The organism is Paenarthrobacter sp. MSM-2-10-13 (assembly GCF_011605365.1).
Classification (GTDB): domain Bacteria; phylum Actinomycetota; class Actinomycetes; order Actinomycetales; family Micrococcaceae; genus Arthrobacter.
On record NZ_JAAOXO010000016.1, the window covers coordinates 79,330 to 93,765 of the forward strand.

The window sequence follows — 14,436 nt, forward strand, 5'->3', positions numbered from 1 at the left end:
CGTGGCTTTGGATTACCGCGAATGGAAGGAAGGCGATGACCTCGCCCTCCTGGAAATCTGGGGCGGCCCGGAAACACTCCCCGCAGAGCAGTTCCGTGCAGCCCTGGCACCTTCCAGCAACCAGCCCTGGCGCCGCTGCATCGTGGCCGAGGACGTGGTGGATGGCGTACGGATTCCCGTCGCTGCAGGTGTTGTCCATGAGGCTTCGCTGCACCCGGAACGACTCTGGGCGTACGTTGAGGTTGCCAAAGACCACCGCCGTGAAGGCGTGGGTGCCACCCTGCTGACCATGCTGCGCCGGGAAGCCGGGAACTCGCCGTCGGGCGTTTCCAAATTGCGCAGCAAGGTGGAGCCGGACACTGCCGGTGCTGCATTTGCTGCGGCAGCGGGACTTTCCCCCATTCAGCGCTCGCAACTGGTGGTGGTGAAGCCGGAGCCGTTGTCATTGCCGCGCTTTGGCGACGGGTCCGAGGAAGCCGCCTCAGAGCGCGTGGAAGACCTGGCTACAGGTTCGGTGGAACTGAGCGACGTGGTGGGCAAGTACTACTCCCACGTCCACCACTGGGACAGCCCCGGAGAGCTGAGCATTGCCACAGTGCAGCGTTTGTTCCTGCATGACCTGACCGGCGCGCACGGGGCAATCGTCCTGCGCGCACCCAAAGCGAGTGCGTTCGGCCAAGGCGTTCCCGCCAGCCGCAAGGGCAAGATCCAGGCGTTCGCCATCAGCTACGCCCAAGGCGATTCCGACGAGCCGTCTGATGTCTTCCTGGGCCACGACCCCCTGCTGCCGGCCGAGGAAGCAGCTGCCGCGGTCCGGGACCTGCTGGCACTCATCGCCTACCAGCACCCGGTCCTGCTGGAAGTTGACGAATCCATGACGGCGCTCCGCACGGTTCTTGATCCGCTGCTGGAATCCGGAAAAGCCCATGTGCGGGGCGCAGACACCCTGATCGTCAGCGACTGACCGCATCTTCCGCACGCCCGGATCCCACGTTGCCCGCATCCCGCGGGCCGCGTGGGATCCTGCGTTTAAATGCAGCTGTGCCCGCGTAGGGTTAAGGCATGAGGTTTTGCTGCTGATGGGCCACGGTCACTCCCACGGTCATTCTGAAAATTCCGAGCCAACCCCGCAGGCCATTGCGTCGCGGAAGCGGGCCAACTGGATTCTCGCGGCCATTCTTGTTCCGGTGGGCGTCCTGACGCTCGTGGCCATGATGGTCCTGTGGCCTTCCGGCAGCCGCGAGGGCATCACGTTTTCAAGCCCATACCAACCCGCCCCCGGAGTCACGTTCGACACTGGCAAGATTCAGAGCGTGGTGGTGGAAAGCTGCACGCAGACGGGTCAAAGCAACACGGGCCAAAGCAACACCGGCCAAACTGACACGGGCCAGAACAGCCAGTCCGGCGGATCCCAGTGCACGTTCGCCTTCACGGAGCCGGATAAGGGCGGGGACGTGGTGAAGGTTGTCATCAACCCTGACGTGGCCATGTCCCACGGCGTGGATGTGGGGGACTCCATCCGGTACCTCAACCTGTCCGCCGTCCAGGGGGCAAGTGCGGGAAGTGGCGCCCCGGCTTATGTATTTGTGGACTTTGTCCGCAGTATTCCCATCGCCCTCCTGGCTGTCCTGTACGCAGCGGTGGTCATCGCGGTGGCCCGTTGGCGCGGCTTCCGGGCGCTTCTTGGCCTGGTGGGTGCCTATTTTGTCCTGGTGAGCTTCATTCTGCCGGGTTTGGTGGAAGGAAAACCGCCGCTTCTGCTGGCTCTGGTGGGCTCTACGGTGATCATGATCGGGGTCCTGTACTTTGCGCACGGGTTCTCGGCGCGAACGTCTACGGCTCTGCTGGGCACGATCTTTGGGCTCAGCATCACTGCGCTGTTGGCGGCGTGGGCTACGGACGCGGCTAATTTGGCCGGAGTGGGGAACCACGACGCTTCAACGCTGGTGAACATGTCCCCGCAGATCTCGATCTCCGGGATCATCCTCTGCGGCCTCATCATTTCCGGCCTGGGCGTTCTCAACGATGTGACCATCACGCAGTCCTCCGCAGTGTGGGAACTTTACGAACTGGCGCCCAACACCAGTGCCCGCAAGCTGTTCTCCTCGGCTATGCGGATCGGGCGGGACCACATCGCTTCCACCGTCTACACCATCGCCTTTGCCTACGCCGGCGCCGCACTTCCCATCCTCATCATTGTGATGCTTTATGACCGCCCGCTCGCGGAAGCACTGACCAGTGCCGAGCTGTCCGAGGAAGTCATCCGCACCTTGGTGGGCTCCATCGGCCTGGTTCTTGCCATCCCCGTCACCACCCTGATCGCTGTCCTGGTGGTGAAGGCCACCGGCATAAAGCGCCTTGCCGCAGCAGGCGGGGCCTCGGTGAGTCCCGATGAGCTTAGGGACACCGGTTCGCTGGCAGCAGCCGCCGTCGTCGCGGGTTCAGGGTCGGAGGACACGCACGACGCCGACACGCGCCTTGACGCTCACGGCAAGCCGGCACGCCCGGGTAGCCGCCGTGCACAACGGGAAGCGGAGCGCCGCGGCGGAAGCACCGACAACACCACCTGACGCCGGGTCTGGATCTTGCCCCCAGGGCCCGCCTGAGTACGGTGTGCTGGACGATCAAGCAGGGGATTCGGCGGGCCGTCCGCCGATTTGCCCGGATTTGCAACAATGGTTAGGTGACTGTTGTAGCAACGCCCCCCGCACCAAAGCTTGAGCTCCCGCCATTGAAGCTTGGCAGGATCACCGTGGACACCCCCGTGATCCTTGCCCCGATGGCCGGCATCACCAACTCGGCCTTCCGCAGGCTCTGCCGTGAATACGGCGGCGGTATGTACGTGGCCGAGATGGTGACGTCCCGTGCCCTTGTGGAGCGGACGCCGGAATCGTTGCGCATCATCTCCCATGATGAGGACGAGAAAGTCCGTTCCGTGCAGCTCTACGGCGTGGATCCTGTGACGGTGGGCGCCGCGGTGCGGATGCTGGTGGAAGAGGACCGGGCCGATCACATCGACCTCAACTTCGGCTGCCCCGTGCCCAAGGTCACCCGGCGCGGTGGCGGTTCAGCGCTTCCCTGGAAGATCGATCTGTTCACCTCAATCGTCAATACAGCAGTCAAGGAAGCCGCCAAGGGCGATATCCCGCTCACCATCAAAATGCGCAAAGGCATCGATGAGGATCACCTGACGTACCTCGACGCCGGCCGGATCGCCCGCGACGCCGGAGTAGCCGCCGTCGCACTTCACGGCAGGACTGCCGCGCAGTTCTATTCCGGCCATGCCGACTGGTCCGCCATTGCCCGCCTCCGCGAAGCTCTGCCGGACATCCCGGTGCTGGGCAACGGCGACATTTGGTCTGCCGAGGATGCAGTTCGCATGGTCCGGGAAACCGGTGTGGACGGTGTCGTGGTGGGCCGCGGTTGCCAGGGCCGCCCCTGGCTGTTCGGCGACCTCCAGGCAGCGTTCGAGGGCAGCGACCAGCGGCACCGCCCCGGGCTCCGGGAAGTGGCGGAGGGCGTCTACCGCCATGCTGAGCTGATGGTGGAGACCTTCGGCAACGATGAATACAAGGCACTCCGTGAGATCCGCAAGCACATGGCCTGGTACTTCAAGGGCTATGTTGTGGGTGGCGAACTCCGCGCCAAACTGGCCACCGTTCCCACCCTCGAGGTGCTGCGCGAATACCTTGATGAACTGGATATGGACTCGCCCTACCCGGGAGTCGATTCCGAGGGTCCCCGCGGCCGGGCTGGTTCGCCCAAGAAGCCTGCGTTGCCCAAGGACTGGCTGGTGAGCCGTCAGCTGAACGCTGAACAGAGCGCGGATATCTCGGCCGCAGAGCTGGACGTTTCGGGCGGCTAGCCTCACACGTGTAAGACTGACTCAAGAAGCTCCACACCCCGGCGCTTGAAGGAGGCAGATACCCATGGGAACCGAAGCGATTCTTGGCCACGACGGGACGGCCCACGATTTTGTGCTGGCCATCCCCGGATACGCCGAGGCAGATTCCGCGCGGTGGGTCGAAGAGCCCCGCAAGAGCAACTATCGCTCCGACTTTGAACGGGACCGCGCCAGGGTCCTGCACTCCTCGGCGTTGCGCAGGCTCGGCGCAAAAACGCAGGTAGTTGCCCCGGACACGGATGACTTTGTCCGAACCAGGTTGACCCACAGCCTGGAGGTGGCGCAGGTAGGCCGCGAACTGGGCCGGTCCCTCGGCTGTGATCCTGATGTTGTTGACACTGCATGCCTGAGCCACGATCTCGGACATCCGCCCTTCGGCCACAACGGTGAGTCCGCGCTCAATGAAGTTGCGCACACCATTGGCGGCTTCGAAGGCAACGCCCAAACCCTGCGGCTCCTGACCCGCCTGGAACCCAAGGTACTGGCAGAGGACGGCAGGCCTGCAGGACTCAACCTGACCCGTGCCAGCCTCGACGCCGCTTCCAAGTACCCGTGGTCCGCCGTCGATGCTCCTGTCATTCATGGGCACCGCACCAGCAAATTCGGCGCCTACGAGGACGATCTTCCCGTCTTTGAATGGCTGCGTGAAGGCGCTCCGGGTAACCGTTCCTGCATCGAGGCCCAGGTGATGGACCTTGCAGACGATATTTCCTACTCGGTTCACGATGTTGAGGATGCGATCGTCGCCGGTCATTTCCAGCTCAAATGGATGGAGAACCCGGACCACCGGGCGCGCGTGGTGGGCTACACCAAGCAGTGGTATTTGCCGCATAACGATCCCGCCGAGATTGATGCTGCCCTTGCCCGCCTGGAAGCCACCAAAGTTTGGGTCCGCGAAGCTGACGGCAGCCGGAAATCCATGGCTGCGCTGAAGGATATGACCAGCCAGTTGATCGGCCGGTTCTGCCAGAGCGCCATGGAGACAACCCGTGCGCACTTCGGCCCGGCCAACCTGACCCGCTACGACGCCGAGCTCATGGTCCCTGAGGAAACTGTCACTGAGATTGCGGTCCTCAAGGGCCTGGCCACCACGTTCGTGATCTCCACCGATCACCGCCAGCCAGTGTACGAGCGTCAACGCGAAGTGTTGCACGCACTGGTCGGCGTTTTGAACGCCACTGGTGACCGTCACCTGGAGCCGATGTTTGCCGCTGACTGGCGCGACGCCGTCGACGACGGTGCGCGGCTGCGCGTGGTGATCGACCAAGTCGCCTCGCTGACGGACGTCTCCGCGTTGGCCATGTATGAGCGGCTTGTGGGGAGCCTTCCCTCGCTCTGGTAGCCCGCGGAACCCTGACGTTAACGGCGGGGACGCCCCGGGCAAGCGACTAGGATGGTGACGTGGCTGGCCTGATCAAACGTGAAGATATAGACGAAGTACGCCAGCGCACGGATATCAAGGAAGTCGTTGACGGTTACGTCACCCTCAAGGGCGCCGGGCTAGGCAGTTTCAAAGGCCTGTGCCCGTTCCATGACGAACGCTCACCCTCGTTCACTGTCCGCCCGCAAGTGGGCCGATACCACTGCTTCGGATGTGGGGAAGACGGCGATGCCATCTCCTTTGTCCAGAAAATGGACCATAGCTCGTTCCACGAGGCCGTAGAGAAACTGGCTGCCAGAATCGGCTATGAGCTGCGCTATGAGGATGGCGGCACCGGTCCCAGCCGTGAAGAGGTGGGCAAGCGCCAACGCCTGTTGGACGCTCACAAGATCGCCGATGAGTTCTTCCGTGCGCAGTTGCTGACGCCCGGAGCTGCCGAGGGGCGGAACTTCCTGGACGGCCGCGGTTTCGACCGCGCCGCCGCCGAACATTTTGGCGTCGGATACGCGCCCCAGGGCTGGGACGCACTGTTGAAGCATCTCCGCGGCCGTGGGTTCACTGATGCTGAGTTGAAGCTCACAGGCATGTTCTCGGAAGGAAACCGGGGAATCTACGATCGTTTCCGTGGAAGGCTGATCTGGCCCATCAGGGATATCGCAGGCGACACCATCGGCTTCGGCGCCCGGAAGCTCTACGAGGACGACCAAGGCCCCAAATACCTGAACACTCCTGAAACCACGCTGTACAAGAAATCCCAAGTCCTCTACGGGATCGACATCGCCAAACGGAACATCGCCAAGGAACGTCAATTGGTAGTGGTCGAGGGGTACACGGACGTCATGGCCTGCCACCTCGCCGGAGTTACGACGGCGGTGGCCACCTGTGGTACTGCTTTCGGTACCGAGCACATCAAGGTGGCCCGGCGGCTGCTCTCGGACGACGGCAGCGGGGGAGAGGTCATCTTCACCTTCGACGGCGATGCCGCCGGCCAAAAAGCTGCCCTGCGGGCATTCGAAGAAGACCAGCGGTTCCAAGCCCAGACGTACGTGGCTGTTGAACCCAGCGGCGCCGATCCCTGTGATCTTCGTCAACTCAAGGGCGATTCCGCGGTGCGGGATCTGATTAGCAGCCGGAAACCCCTCTTTGAGTTCGCCATCAAGGCCTCGCTCCGCAGGCACAACCTCGACACCGTGGAAGGGCGTGTGGCCGCCTTGCGCGAAGCCGCCCCCGTGGTGGCGCAAATCAGGGACTCTGCCGCGCGGCCGGGCTACACCCGCGAACTTGCCGGGTGGCTGGGCATGCCCATCGAAGAGGTCAGTCGATTCGTTGGCGGAGCTGCCAAGCGCGCCGCCGCGGGCGGCGCGGGAGAACAGTCGACGGCGCCGGCGTCGAGCGGTCCCGTCTTCCAACGGCCCGATCCCCGGGACCCCATAGCCGGTATGGAACGCCAAGCGCTTGAAGTAGTCCTCCAGGAGCCATCAGTGCTGGGCGGGGGAGCCTGGGAGCGTTTCGAGGCCTCGCAGTTCACCACTCCTGCTTACGCCGCCGTCCACACTGCCGTGCGGGCTGCCGGTCTGGCACACTCGGATGACCCCGTGGCGTGGGTGGAGCAGGTCCGTCAGGAAGTCCCCGAGCCCTTGAGGCCACTGGTCTCGGAGTTGGCAGTGACGCCCCTGCCGGCGAGCACTGCCGAGGCCATGCAGCGGTACTGCCGTGACATCCTGGCCCGTCTTTTCGAATTGCAGATCACCAGGATCAAGGCAGACAAGATGGGTCAGCTGCAGCGCTTGGATGCAGGTGCCAATCCGGAGGAGTTCCAGCGGCTGAACCGGGAGCTGATGCAACTCGAAATGGAGCGCAGGTCGCTGCGTTCGGACGGTTGAAAGCGCCGATTTCACTTTCCGGCGGGCCCCTGTTAAGCTAGTAACCGCTTCATTCCTCCGTAGCTCAATTGGCAGAGCATTCGACTGTTAATCGAAGGGTTACTGGTTCAAGTCCAGTCGGAGGAGCGCGCAATACCCCCGTTTCGAGTCTTCGAAACGGGGGTATTTTTATACCCCCGAGGGGTATGGTGAGTCGATTTCGCATTCCGGTAGAACCTTTGCTAAAGTCATAACCGCTTCATTCCTCCGTAGCTCAATTGGCAGAGCATTCGACTGTTAATCGAAGGGTTACTGGTTCAAGTCCAGTCGGAGGAGCAACAGGACCCCGTACCGGCTTTTCAGCTGGTGCGGGGTCTGCTTTTTGATCACACAAAATCCATCTCCACTTGCAGGAACCGGGCCGCCTCGACCACCGCCGCCAGGAAGGAATCCTGCTCGGTGGGCGGAGTCCGGGGTTCCCGGGGATGCCATTCGTGGGGCGCCGAATAAACGCGGGTAAAGCCGCCTCCTGGCGGGGCATAGAAGATGCCAAAGCGTTGGACCGGCCATTCCGGCGAGGTCTCCGGTGCGACCAACAGCGCGGCGTCGGTTTCGGGGTTGTACCACTGGGCAATGGGTCTGCGACGGTCATCGGTAAAGAGCCCGGCGGCGTAAAGTGCAGCCGACTGAGGGCTGGTCACCGAGCACAGGCGGTCCCACCACAGCGGCAGGATGCGTTCATCCCGACGCTGCCACGGTGCCGGAAGCGGCTGCAGCTCTTGCCCATGTGGCACAGCTCAACTTTATCGCCGGTCCCGGGCTGGCAAAAGGGCAAAGGCTATTTGGAGAGTCCAAGCCTTGGGTACAGCACCTCGAAACCCTTGGTCAGGCCCGCGTTCAACGCCAAGCCAACGTGACCGCCGTTAGGCACTTCGTAGTACGTCACGGTCATCCCAGCATCCCGGGCGGCAGCGGAGACTGCCTTGGCGGCTGCCACGTACGTGGTGTCGTCCGAGCCTACGGTGAAAACTGCCGTTGTGTTAGGGAACTGCTTGCCTTTCATGATGTTGATGGGCTTCTGGGCATCGTAGGCAGCCTGGTTGCCATCGAAGATCGATGCAAGGTTGCCGGCCGGGTCCTCCGCGCCGGGAAATTCCTCGCCGGAGATGTCCACCACGTTGCCCCACATCTTCGGGTATTTGACCGCGAACGAGATTGCGCATTGGCCGCCGTTGGAGTAGCCGGCTATGGTCCAGTGTTCGCGGTCCTCGAGGATGTTCAAGTTCGCTTTGGCCCAATTCACCACGTCCTGGTTGATGTACTTCTCAACGTTGCCGTACTTGGCGGTGTCCAGGCAGAGGGTGTCATTCTGGTCGGGGCCGATCTGGTCTGCCACGATTGCGATGGGGGCAAGGCCGTTGTTCCTGGCTGCGAACTCGTCCAGGGCGGCCGACACGTATTGCGGATCAGGGAGTCCCGGCTGGCCCATCATGAGGACGAACAAGGGCAGCTTGGGCGGATGTGCCGTGAGGGCGGCAGGGGGCAGGTAGATGCCCGCCGGCCTGGCGACAAAACCGGAGACGGTGGCTGGTATGACCTGGGTTCCTGCTTCGCCCTTCGCCGGCTGGTCGGCAGGGGGCTTCCAGCTCTGCCGTAGCGGACCGGCCGGGACAGGGGCGTCCGGGTCAGGTTTGGCCAGTTGAATGGCGTCCTCCGTGGAGATTCCCAGCGCTGAGCCCAAGGTTTTGTTGAGCCCGAACTCGGTGTTGATGCCCAGACCGGCCACCACCACGAACACCGGAATCGAGAGAGCCGCCACTACCTTCCGCCAGCGCTGACTATGGCGGAAACTGACTACGGCCAGACCCACGGCGGCAAAGCAGGAAATCGCCCAGAACCACACCCGCGGCGTCAGCCCCACATGAAAGACGTCCATGACGTCCTCCACGAGCCACACGGTCAACCACCCGAACAGTCCCGCCACCACAATCGCCGTGATCGCGGTACGGGCCCAACGCGCTGACGGCCTCAGGAACAACAGCAGGAAAAAGCCGACGCCGATCACCCCGGCGATGATCATGACGACGGGGCCGCTGATCTCGAGCTTCAAGAGCTCGTTCATGACCGGGAGGTCCGCTCGTGCCTCATGCGGCTGGCTCCTTGGCTACCATTTGCCGCAACAGCCCGGCGCTCTGCGTGGGGGACAGTCCCGGCAGGTAGGCCGAACCCACCGCGATGCCGATAGAAGGCAAGGCCAACGGGTCCTGATAGTACATGTATAGCGTCCTGTGTTCGGGCTGGAACCTTGATTTGAAAGCGGCCAAGGATTTGAAGCCGTACATGGGTTCCAGGGCGTTTCCCAGGAGCGCAAGGACGCGGTCCAAAGCGCTGCGGTCTCCATCGCCGGCACCGTCCCCTGCAGTGGCGAGCGGTGAGCCGGATAGGGAGATTTGGGGTACTTCTTCTTTGAAGTGGGTCACGGCAGAGGCGATCAGGAATTCCATGACGCCCTTGAAACCTGTGGTGCGGCGGCGCATGAAGTCCAAGGTCCACCCTGAGATGACCCCGTGGGTGAAGACCGGGAGCCAGCTGGTTACCCCGTGGACCAATCCGTCGTCATCCACCGCCACGCAGCAGAGCACCTCGGGATCTTTGAGCTCGTTCAAGCCGCCCAGGGTGAAGCCCATCTCCGGAAGGGCCTTGTCGGCCACCCATTCTTCGGAGATCTCAGCCAGCTGCGCCCTGATTCCCGGAGGCATCTCAGGGTAGGGGTACCAGTGATCCTTGATGGCAAGTTTGTCTGCGCGGTTGAGTGCGGTCCGGACGTTCTGCCACTCTTTCCCCTTGAAGGTCATGGCCTGGACGTTGAGGAGTGTCTCTTCAGCTACTTCCAATTTCCTGAAGCCGTGGGGGAGCAGTGGGACATCCAGCTCTGCCGTTGCCGAATAGAAGCACGGGATCAGGCCCAGATTGGCGCAGTGCTTGACGAAACCAGTCGCTGCCTCGGCATGGTGCTCCTCAGCGCCGAAAGGGCCGGCAACTGTGAGGGCCACCCCGTTATGGACCTGATAGGCGATTCCAGCTTTCCTGTCCGGGGTGAACCAGTACTGGTTGTTGTCCCAGAGAGCCATCCAGGACAACGTGCCGCCGCCATCATGCAGCAGTTCCCTGGCGTGTCCCAGATCCGCCGCCGGATCGGTGGCCAGCATCCTGAACCGCCGAAAGTTGTTCAGGACCAGCACCAGGATGCAGAGCCAGATGATGTCCCCGCCCAGGCCGTACAGCACTGTGCTGAGCAGGCCCTGGGGCAGGGCCACCACGAAGGGGACCGGGAAAGGTACCAGGATGTGGGTCAGTTGCCCGGCAAGGTCCAACAGGGTGGAGCGGCCCGGGTTGCCTTCGAGGAACCAGAAGATCACATAGAAGATCACAGCGGCCACAGCGAGAACGAGCGAGGTCCGGCCAAGAACCCGGTACCCGGCGTCGCTGGATTCGACGCGGAACTTATGCCGGTTCACCAGAAGCAGCACCGCGATGATGACAGGCGCGAGGACTGCGGGGACCGCGTACAGCAGAAGGTAGGCGAAGTCGTCATCGCCTAGTGTGACCCCCGGATCGGTCACGTACTGAAGGATGGAGAGGACAGTTACGGCTGCCAGATACAGCTGGATCACAAGGGTCAGCCGGTATGCGAGCCGCCGGCCGCGCCTCAGACCCTCAGCGCAGACGAGCAACAGCAGCACAGGAATCAGCGTCAGAATGGCCGCGCCGAAGCTCTGGACACCCACGATGCTTTGCAGGGTGACACAGTTGTTGTCGTTATTGCACGCTTCCTGAACCTCATCGGCGTCGGGACTTGCCTGAAGCATCACCTCGGAAACCACCGACAGGGGGCCGACTTCCCACGTTCCGGTCAGTTGCGTCAGCAAAGGTCCCACCGCGAAGACACCCACCACGGTACCCACCAGGAATCGTGTTTCGCGAAGGCTTGAGGAGTGCAACGAGCCTGCCCTGCGGCGCAGGGCCAGCGACTGGATGGCCCAACCTGCCAGGATGCCGATCACGGCCCCGGCAAGCGCCTGCAGGGTTTGGGCGACCCCAACGAACAAGGCAAACATCAGCGTGGCGGCCAGCAACCACGTCCTCAGGCGCCGACGCCACAGTGCATCAAGCGCCGCCGTCGAACATCCCAGCGCTGCGGCGGCGCCACCATAGGCGCCCACTACATATTCGCCGCCCAGGAAACTGAGCCATTGGTCGCTGGCATCCGTTCCGAAGGTCACCAGCACCACAAGTACCAGGGCACTGAGGGCTGAACCGGCAATGAAAGCAGCCAGGGCCAGCCAAGGCCCCATAACGCGTTCGGCGATGCCCACACCCACCAGGATCGCCGCTGTGCAGGCCAGGTAGTCGAGCAAGGAGGAGGCGAAGAACCCCGAGGTGAAGATTGACCACCACGGTCCTGGCTCCACTGCCAAGCCAATTCCCACTTGATCCAGCAGATCCTGGCCGGGGCCGTTGACGAGGCTGCCGGAGATAGCGCCCAGCACCCAAAGGAGCACCACCAGCGCCAGCGTCAGCGGCAACCTCCGTAAGGTTGCCAGGCCGCGAACACTGCCCCGGAATACAACAGCCGTGCTCATGTGATGTCCCCTTCACCGGTTCAAGCACCGGTTACCCGGCTGGCCACCATTCTGCCCTGCGGTACGCGGTTAGGGGAGGGGTTGGTGGTTCCCGACGTCGGCGGGTCGCCTGCGGGGCCGGCTTAGTCCTGCTTGCAGCTGGCTTAGTCCCGCTTCCAAGGGCCGGGGTTCACGCGGTAGAGCACAGCGGCGCCGATCACGGCGCCCAGGATGGCGCCGAACAGTGCGCTTCCCGCGGCGCGACCGAGAAGAGCACCGGCCAGGGCTCCAAGCAAGGCGCCAAGGAAGAGGCCCCTACCGTTGCGGTGCGGTTTATTAGTCATGGTCACAGCCTACGGGGCCGGTTCTCAAGAGCCGGTCCTCAGGAGTCGGCCTAATGAATAGACGGAACCGACCGCGGCCGCACAACCAGCCAAAGCGCTGCAATAGCGCCAGTGATGCAGACGGCCATGACCGCGCCCATGGGTACAGCGGAGCTGACGCCCAGCCAACCCACCACCGGCGGGACAATACCGGCCATCATGAATTGGGATGCGCCCAGGAGCGATGCAGCGGTGCCCGCTTGCGCGCCGTGGTTGGCCAGGGACAGGACCTGAACGCACGGGAACATGAAGCCAGTGGCGCAAATGTAGAACCACAGAGGGATGAGGATGCCCCACAAACCCACATGGAACAGGTCAAGCACCACGATCAGCAGGGCGATGAACAGCATGAAGGCCGTAGCACCGGCCACGATCCACTGCGGAGCCACCCGTCGGATCAGTCGGGAGCTGATCTGTACGCCTGCCACGATGCCCAAGGAGTTGATACCGAACAGGATGCCGTATTCCTGCGGCGAAAAGCCGTAGACGTTTTGGAAAAGAAAGGTCGATGCTGATAGATAAGCGAAAAGTCCACCGAAATTCAGGCTTCCCACCAGCACCATGCCCACAAAGATCCTGTCCGTCAGGACGGTCTTGTAGCGCTGGCGCACGGTGACAGTGGATTTTCCCCGCTGCTCAGCCGGAAGTGTTTCCCGGATGAAGAAGATCGAAGCAAGGATGACCAGCAGTCCATAAGCGGCCAGGAAGAAAAAGATGCCCGGCCAAGGGAAAGCCAACAGCAGCTGGGAGCCGATGACCGGCGCCAGGATGGGGGCCAATCCGTTAACCAGCGACATCCGCGAGAACATCCGGACCATGGAGTAGCCGTGGAAGAGATCCCGGACCATGGCCATGGCCACCACGCCACCTCCGGCAGCACCGATCCCCATGAGCACGCGGAATAACGACAACATCCCGATGTCTGTGGCAAGCGCCGCACCCAGCGATGAGCCGATATGCACGGCTGTGGCCAGAATGAGCGGAAGCCGACGCCCCACCTTGTCACTGAAGGGTCCCACCAGCAGTTGGCCGAGCCCGAAGCCAACCGTGGTACCGGTCAGAGTGAGCTGGATCGCCGCCGCCGAGACATCAAAACTCTCTTCCAAAGCGGGGAACGCCGGAAGATAGAGGTCGATGGTGAAAGGACCGAGGGCGGTCAGTGCACCCAACAAGAGAATGTAGACGAGTTTTTCGCGTCGGCTCAGAGAATCGCCCGGAGCAATGGGAGAGGTCACGATCATCTATCCTATGGCCCGGATCATATTTATTGGACGTATGACGGGCGCGCCGGGGCATGATGCCGAAAGTTCAGCAGGAACCTGAATGATAGCTTTGAGGACAGGTGTTCGCGGGGATGGTTTTTCGCCGCGTTCGCCTTACACGATGCCCAGAGGAAGCAGTTAGGCGGAACCCATGAGTGGACGTCACACCGGCCGGCCCAGTCAAGGACCAGCCATTCGTACTTTGCCGAAGACCCTCAAGCTCGTAGCAAGGCTGGCTCCGAGGCAACTCAACGACGAAATAGCCTTGGCGAAGGTTGAACTCAAGCGAAAAGCCACGCAGGTTGGCATCGCCGGTGCCTTCTTCGGAGTAGCGCTTGTGTTCATGGCGCTCCTGGTCATTGCACTGGTTGTCGCGGCGATCCTGGGATTGGCCACCATTATGCCTGGCTGGCTGGCGGCTCTGATTGTTGCCGCCTTTTTCCTGGTGATTGTGGCCATCGCGTCCCTGATTGGTATTGCCAAGTTCAAGAAGGCCATGCCCTTGGTCCCCGAGGACACCATCCGGGGGATCAAACATGATCTGGGAATCGCCAAGGAAGGCTCTGACTTCGACGAGTCCATCCTCGATCCCAACTCGCCCGCCGCCAAGGCAGCCAAGGCCGAAAAGGAAGCGGCTGCTGAGAAGGCCAAGGCAGAGAAGGCTGCAAAGGAAGCCGCCAAGGAAGCCGATGCCGTCAAGGCGCCCACCGAAGCCGAGCTTCGCTCGCGCCTGAAGCGCCGCCGCGAACACCTCACGGGCGTTCGCGACGAGCTCGGTGAGCAGCTGGACGTCAAGAAACAGGGCCAGGCCCTGCTGCAGAGCGCCAATGGAAAGTTCCAGGAGAGCAGGGAATTCGCTGCGGCGAAGTTTGCCGACCTTGGAGACTCCGTCCCTGAGAGTCTCACCGAACGGCTTGCCGCCCGGTGGAAGGACCTTGCTGCGTTTGCCACGGCTGCAGTGGTGTTCGTTGTTGCACTGCGGAAGTTACTGAAGAAGTAGCAGCCAGCGGCGCCACCAACAC

General features: G+C 62.6%; 11 protein-coding genes and 2 tRNA genes. 8 read left to right on the top strand and 5 right to left on the bottom strand.

What is annotated here, in order from left to right; translation table 11 throughout:
* Window position 1 precedes the first annotated feature (1 nt).
* The 7 genes from HAV21_RS21230 (at window position 2) to HAV21_RS21260 (ending at window position 7,483) form a co-directional block, all read left to right on the top strand.
* Entirely contained in the window at window positions 2–964 is a 963-nt protein-coding gene (locus tag HAV21_RS21230) for a GNAT family N-acetyltransferase (protein WP_166843065.1), read from the top strand.
* A gap of 115 nt (window positions 965–1,079) precedes the next feature.
* Complete coding sequence (locus tag HAV21_RS21235) at window positions 1,080–2,570, top strand: YibE/F family protein (protein ID WP_166843066.1); 1,491 nt, start codon at window positions 1,080–1,082, stop codon at window positions 2,568–2,570.
* A 113-nt stretch (window positions 2,571–2,683) separates the two neighbouring features.
* Window positions 2,684–3,865 (top strand): tRNA dihydrouridine synthase DusB, encoded by a 1,182-nt coding sequence (gene dusB, locus HAV21_RS21240; RefSeq protein ID WP_166843067.1) that lies wholly within the window; start codon window positions 2,684–2,686, stop codon window positions 3,863–3,865.
* A gap of 64 nt (window positions 3,866–3,929) precedes the next feature.
* Window positions 3,930–5,246 carry a deoxyguanosinetriphosphate triphosphohydrolase gene (locus tag HAV21_RS21245; protein WP_166843068.1) on the top strand — a complete coding sequence of 439 codons (1,317 nt, stop codon included), beginning with the start codon at window positions 3,930–3,932 and terminating at the stop codon, window positions 5,244–5,246.
* 59 nt (window positions 5,247–5,305) lie between these two features.
* Window positions 5,306–7,168 (top strand): DNA primase, encoded by a 1,863-nt coding sequence (dnaG, locus tag HAV21_RS21250; protein ID WP_142939726.1) that lies wholly within the window; start codon window positions 5,306–5,308, stop codon window positions 7,166–7,168.
* Between the two features lie 53 nt (window positions 7,169–7,221).
* Window positions 7,222–7,294: transfer RNA gene (locus tag HAV21_RS21255), tRNA-Asn, on the top strand.
* 116 nt (window positions 7,295–7,410) lie between these two features.
* A tRNA-Asn gene (locus HAV21_RS21260) sits at window positions 7,411–7,483 on the top strand.
* A gap of 50 nt (window positions 7,484–7,533) precedes the next feature.
* Here the strand turns inward: HAV21_RS21260 and HAV21_RS21265 are convergent.
* The 5 genes from HAV21_RS21265 to HAV21_RS21285 form a co-directional block, all read right to left on the bottom strand.
* Entirely contained in the window at window positions 7,534–7,941 is a 408-nt protein-coding gene (locus tag HAV21_RS21265; RefSeq protein ID WP_142939725.1) for a hypothetical protein, read from the bottom strand.
* Between the two features lie 44 nt (window positions 7,942–7,985).
* Window positions 7,986–9,269: an alpha/beta hydrolase-fold protein gene (locus HAV21_RS21270; RefSeq protein ID WP_166843069.1), complete on the bottom strand. Its 1,284-nt coding sequence runs from the start codon at window positions 9,267–9,269 to the stop codon at window positions 7,986–7,988.
* 22 nt (window positions 9,270–9,291) lie between these two features.
* Window positions 9,292–11,790, bottom strand: coding sequence for a DUF2156 domain-containing protein (locus tag HAV21_RS21275; protein ID WP_166843070.1), 2,499 nt, complete (start codon window positions 11,788–11,790; stop codon window positions 9,292–9,294).
* A 143-nt stretch (window positions 11,791–11,933) separates the two neighbouring features.
* Window positions 11,934–12,113, bottom strand: coding sequence for a glycine zipper domain-containing protein (locus HAV21_RS21280; RefSeq protein WP_142939722.1), 180 nt, complete (start codon window positions 12,111–12,113; stop codon window positions 11,934–11,936).
* Window positions 12,114–12,163: 50 nt separating this feature from the next.
* Window positions 12,164–13,393 (bottom strand): multidrug effflux MFS transporter, encoded by a 1,230-nt coding sequence (locus HAV21_RS21285; protein WP_142939721.1) that lies wholly within the window; start codon window positions 13,391–13,393, stop codon window positions 12,164–12,166.
* A gap of 172 nt (window positions 13,394–13,565) precedes the next feature.
* Here HAV21_RS21285 and HAV21_RS21290 point away from each other — a divergent pair, with 172 nt between their 5' ends.
* Window positions 13,566–14,414, top strand: a complete 849-nt coding sequence (locus HAV21_RS21290; protein WP_166843071.1) for a phage holin family protein — start codon at window positions 13,566–13,568, stop codon at window positions 14,412–14,414.
* Window positions 14,415–14,436: the final 22 nt, after the last annotated feature.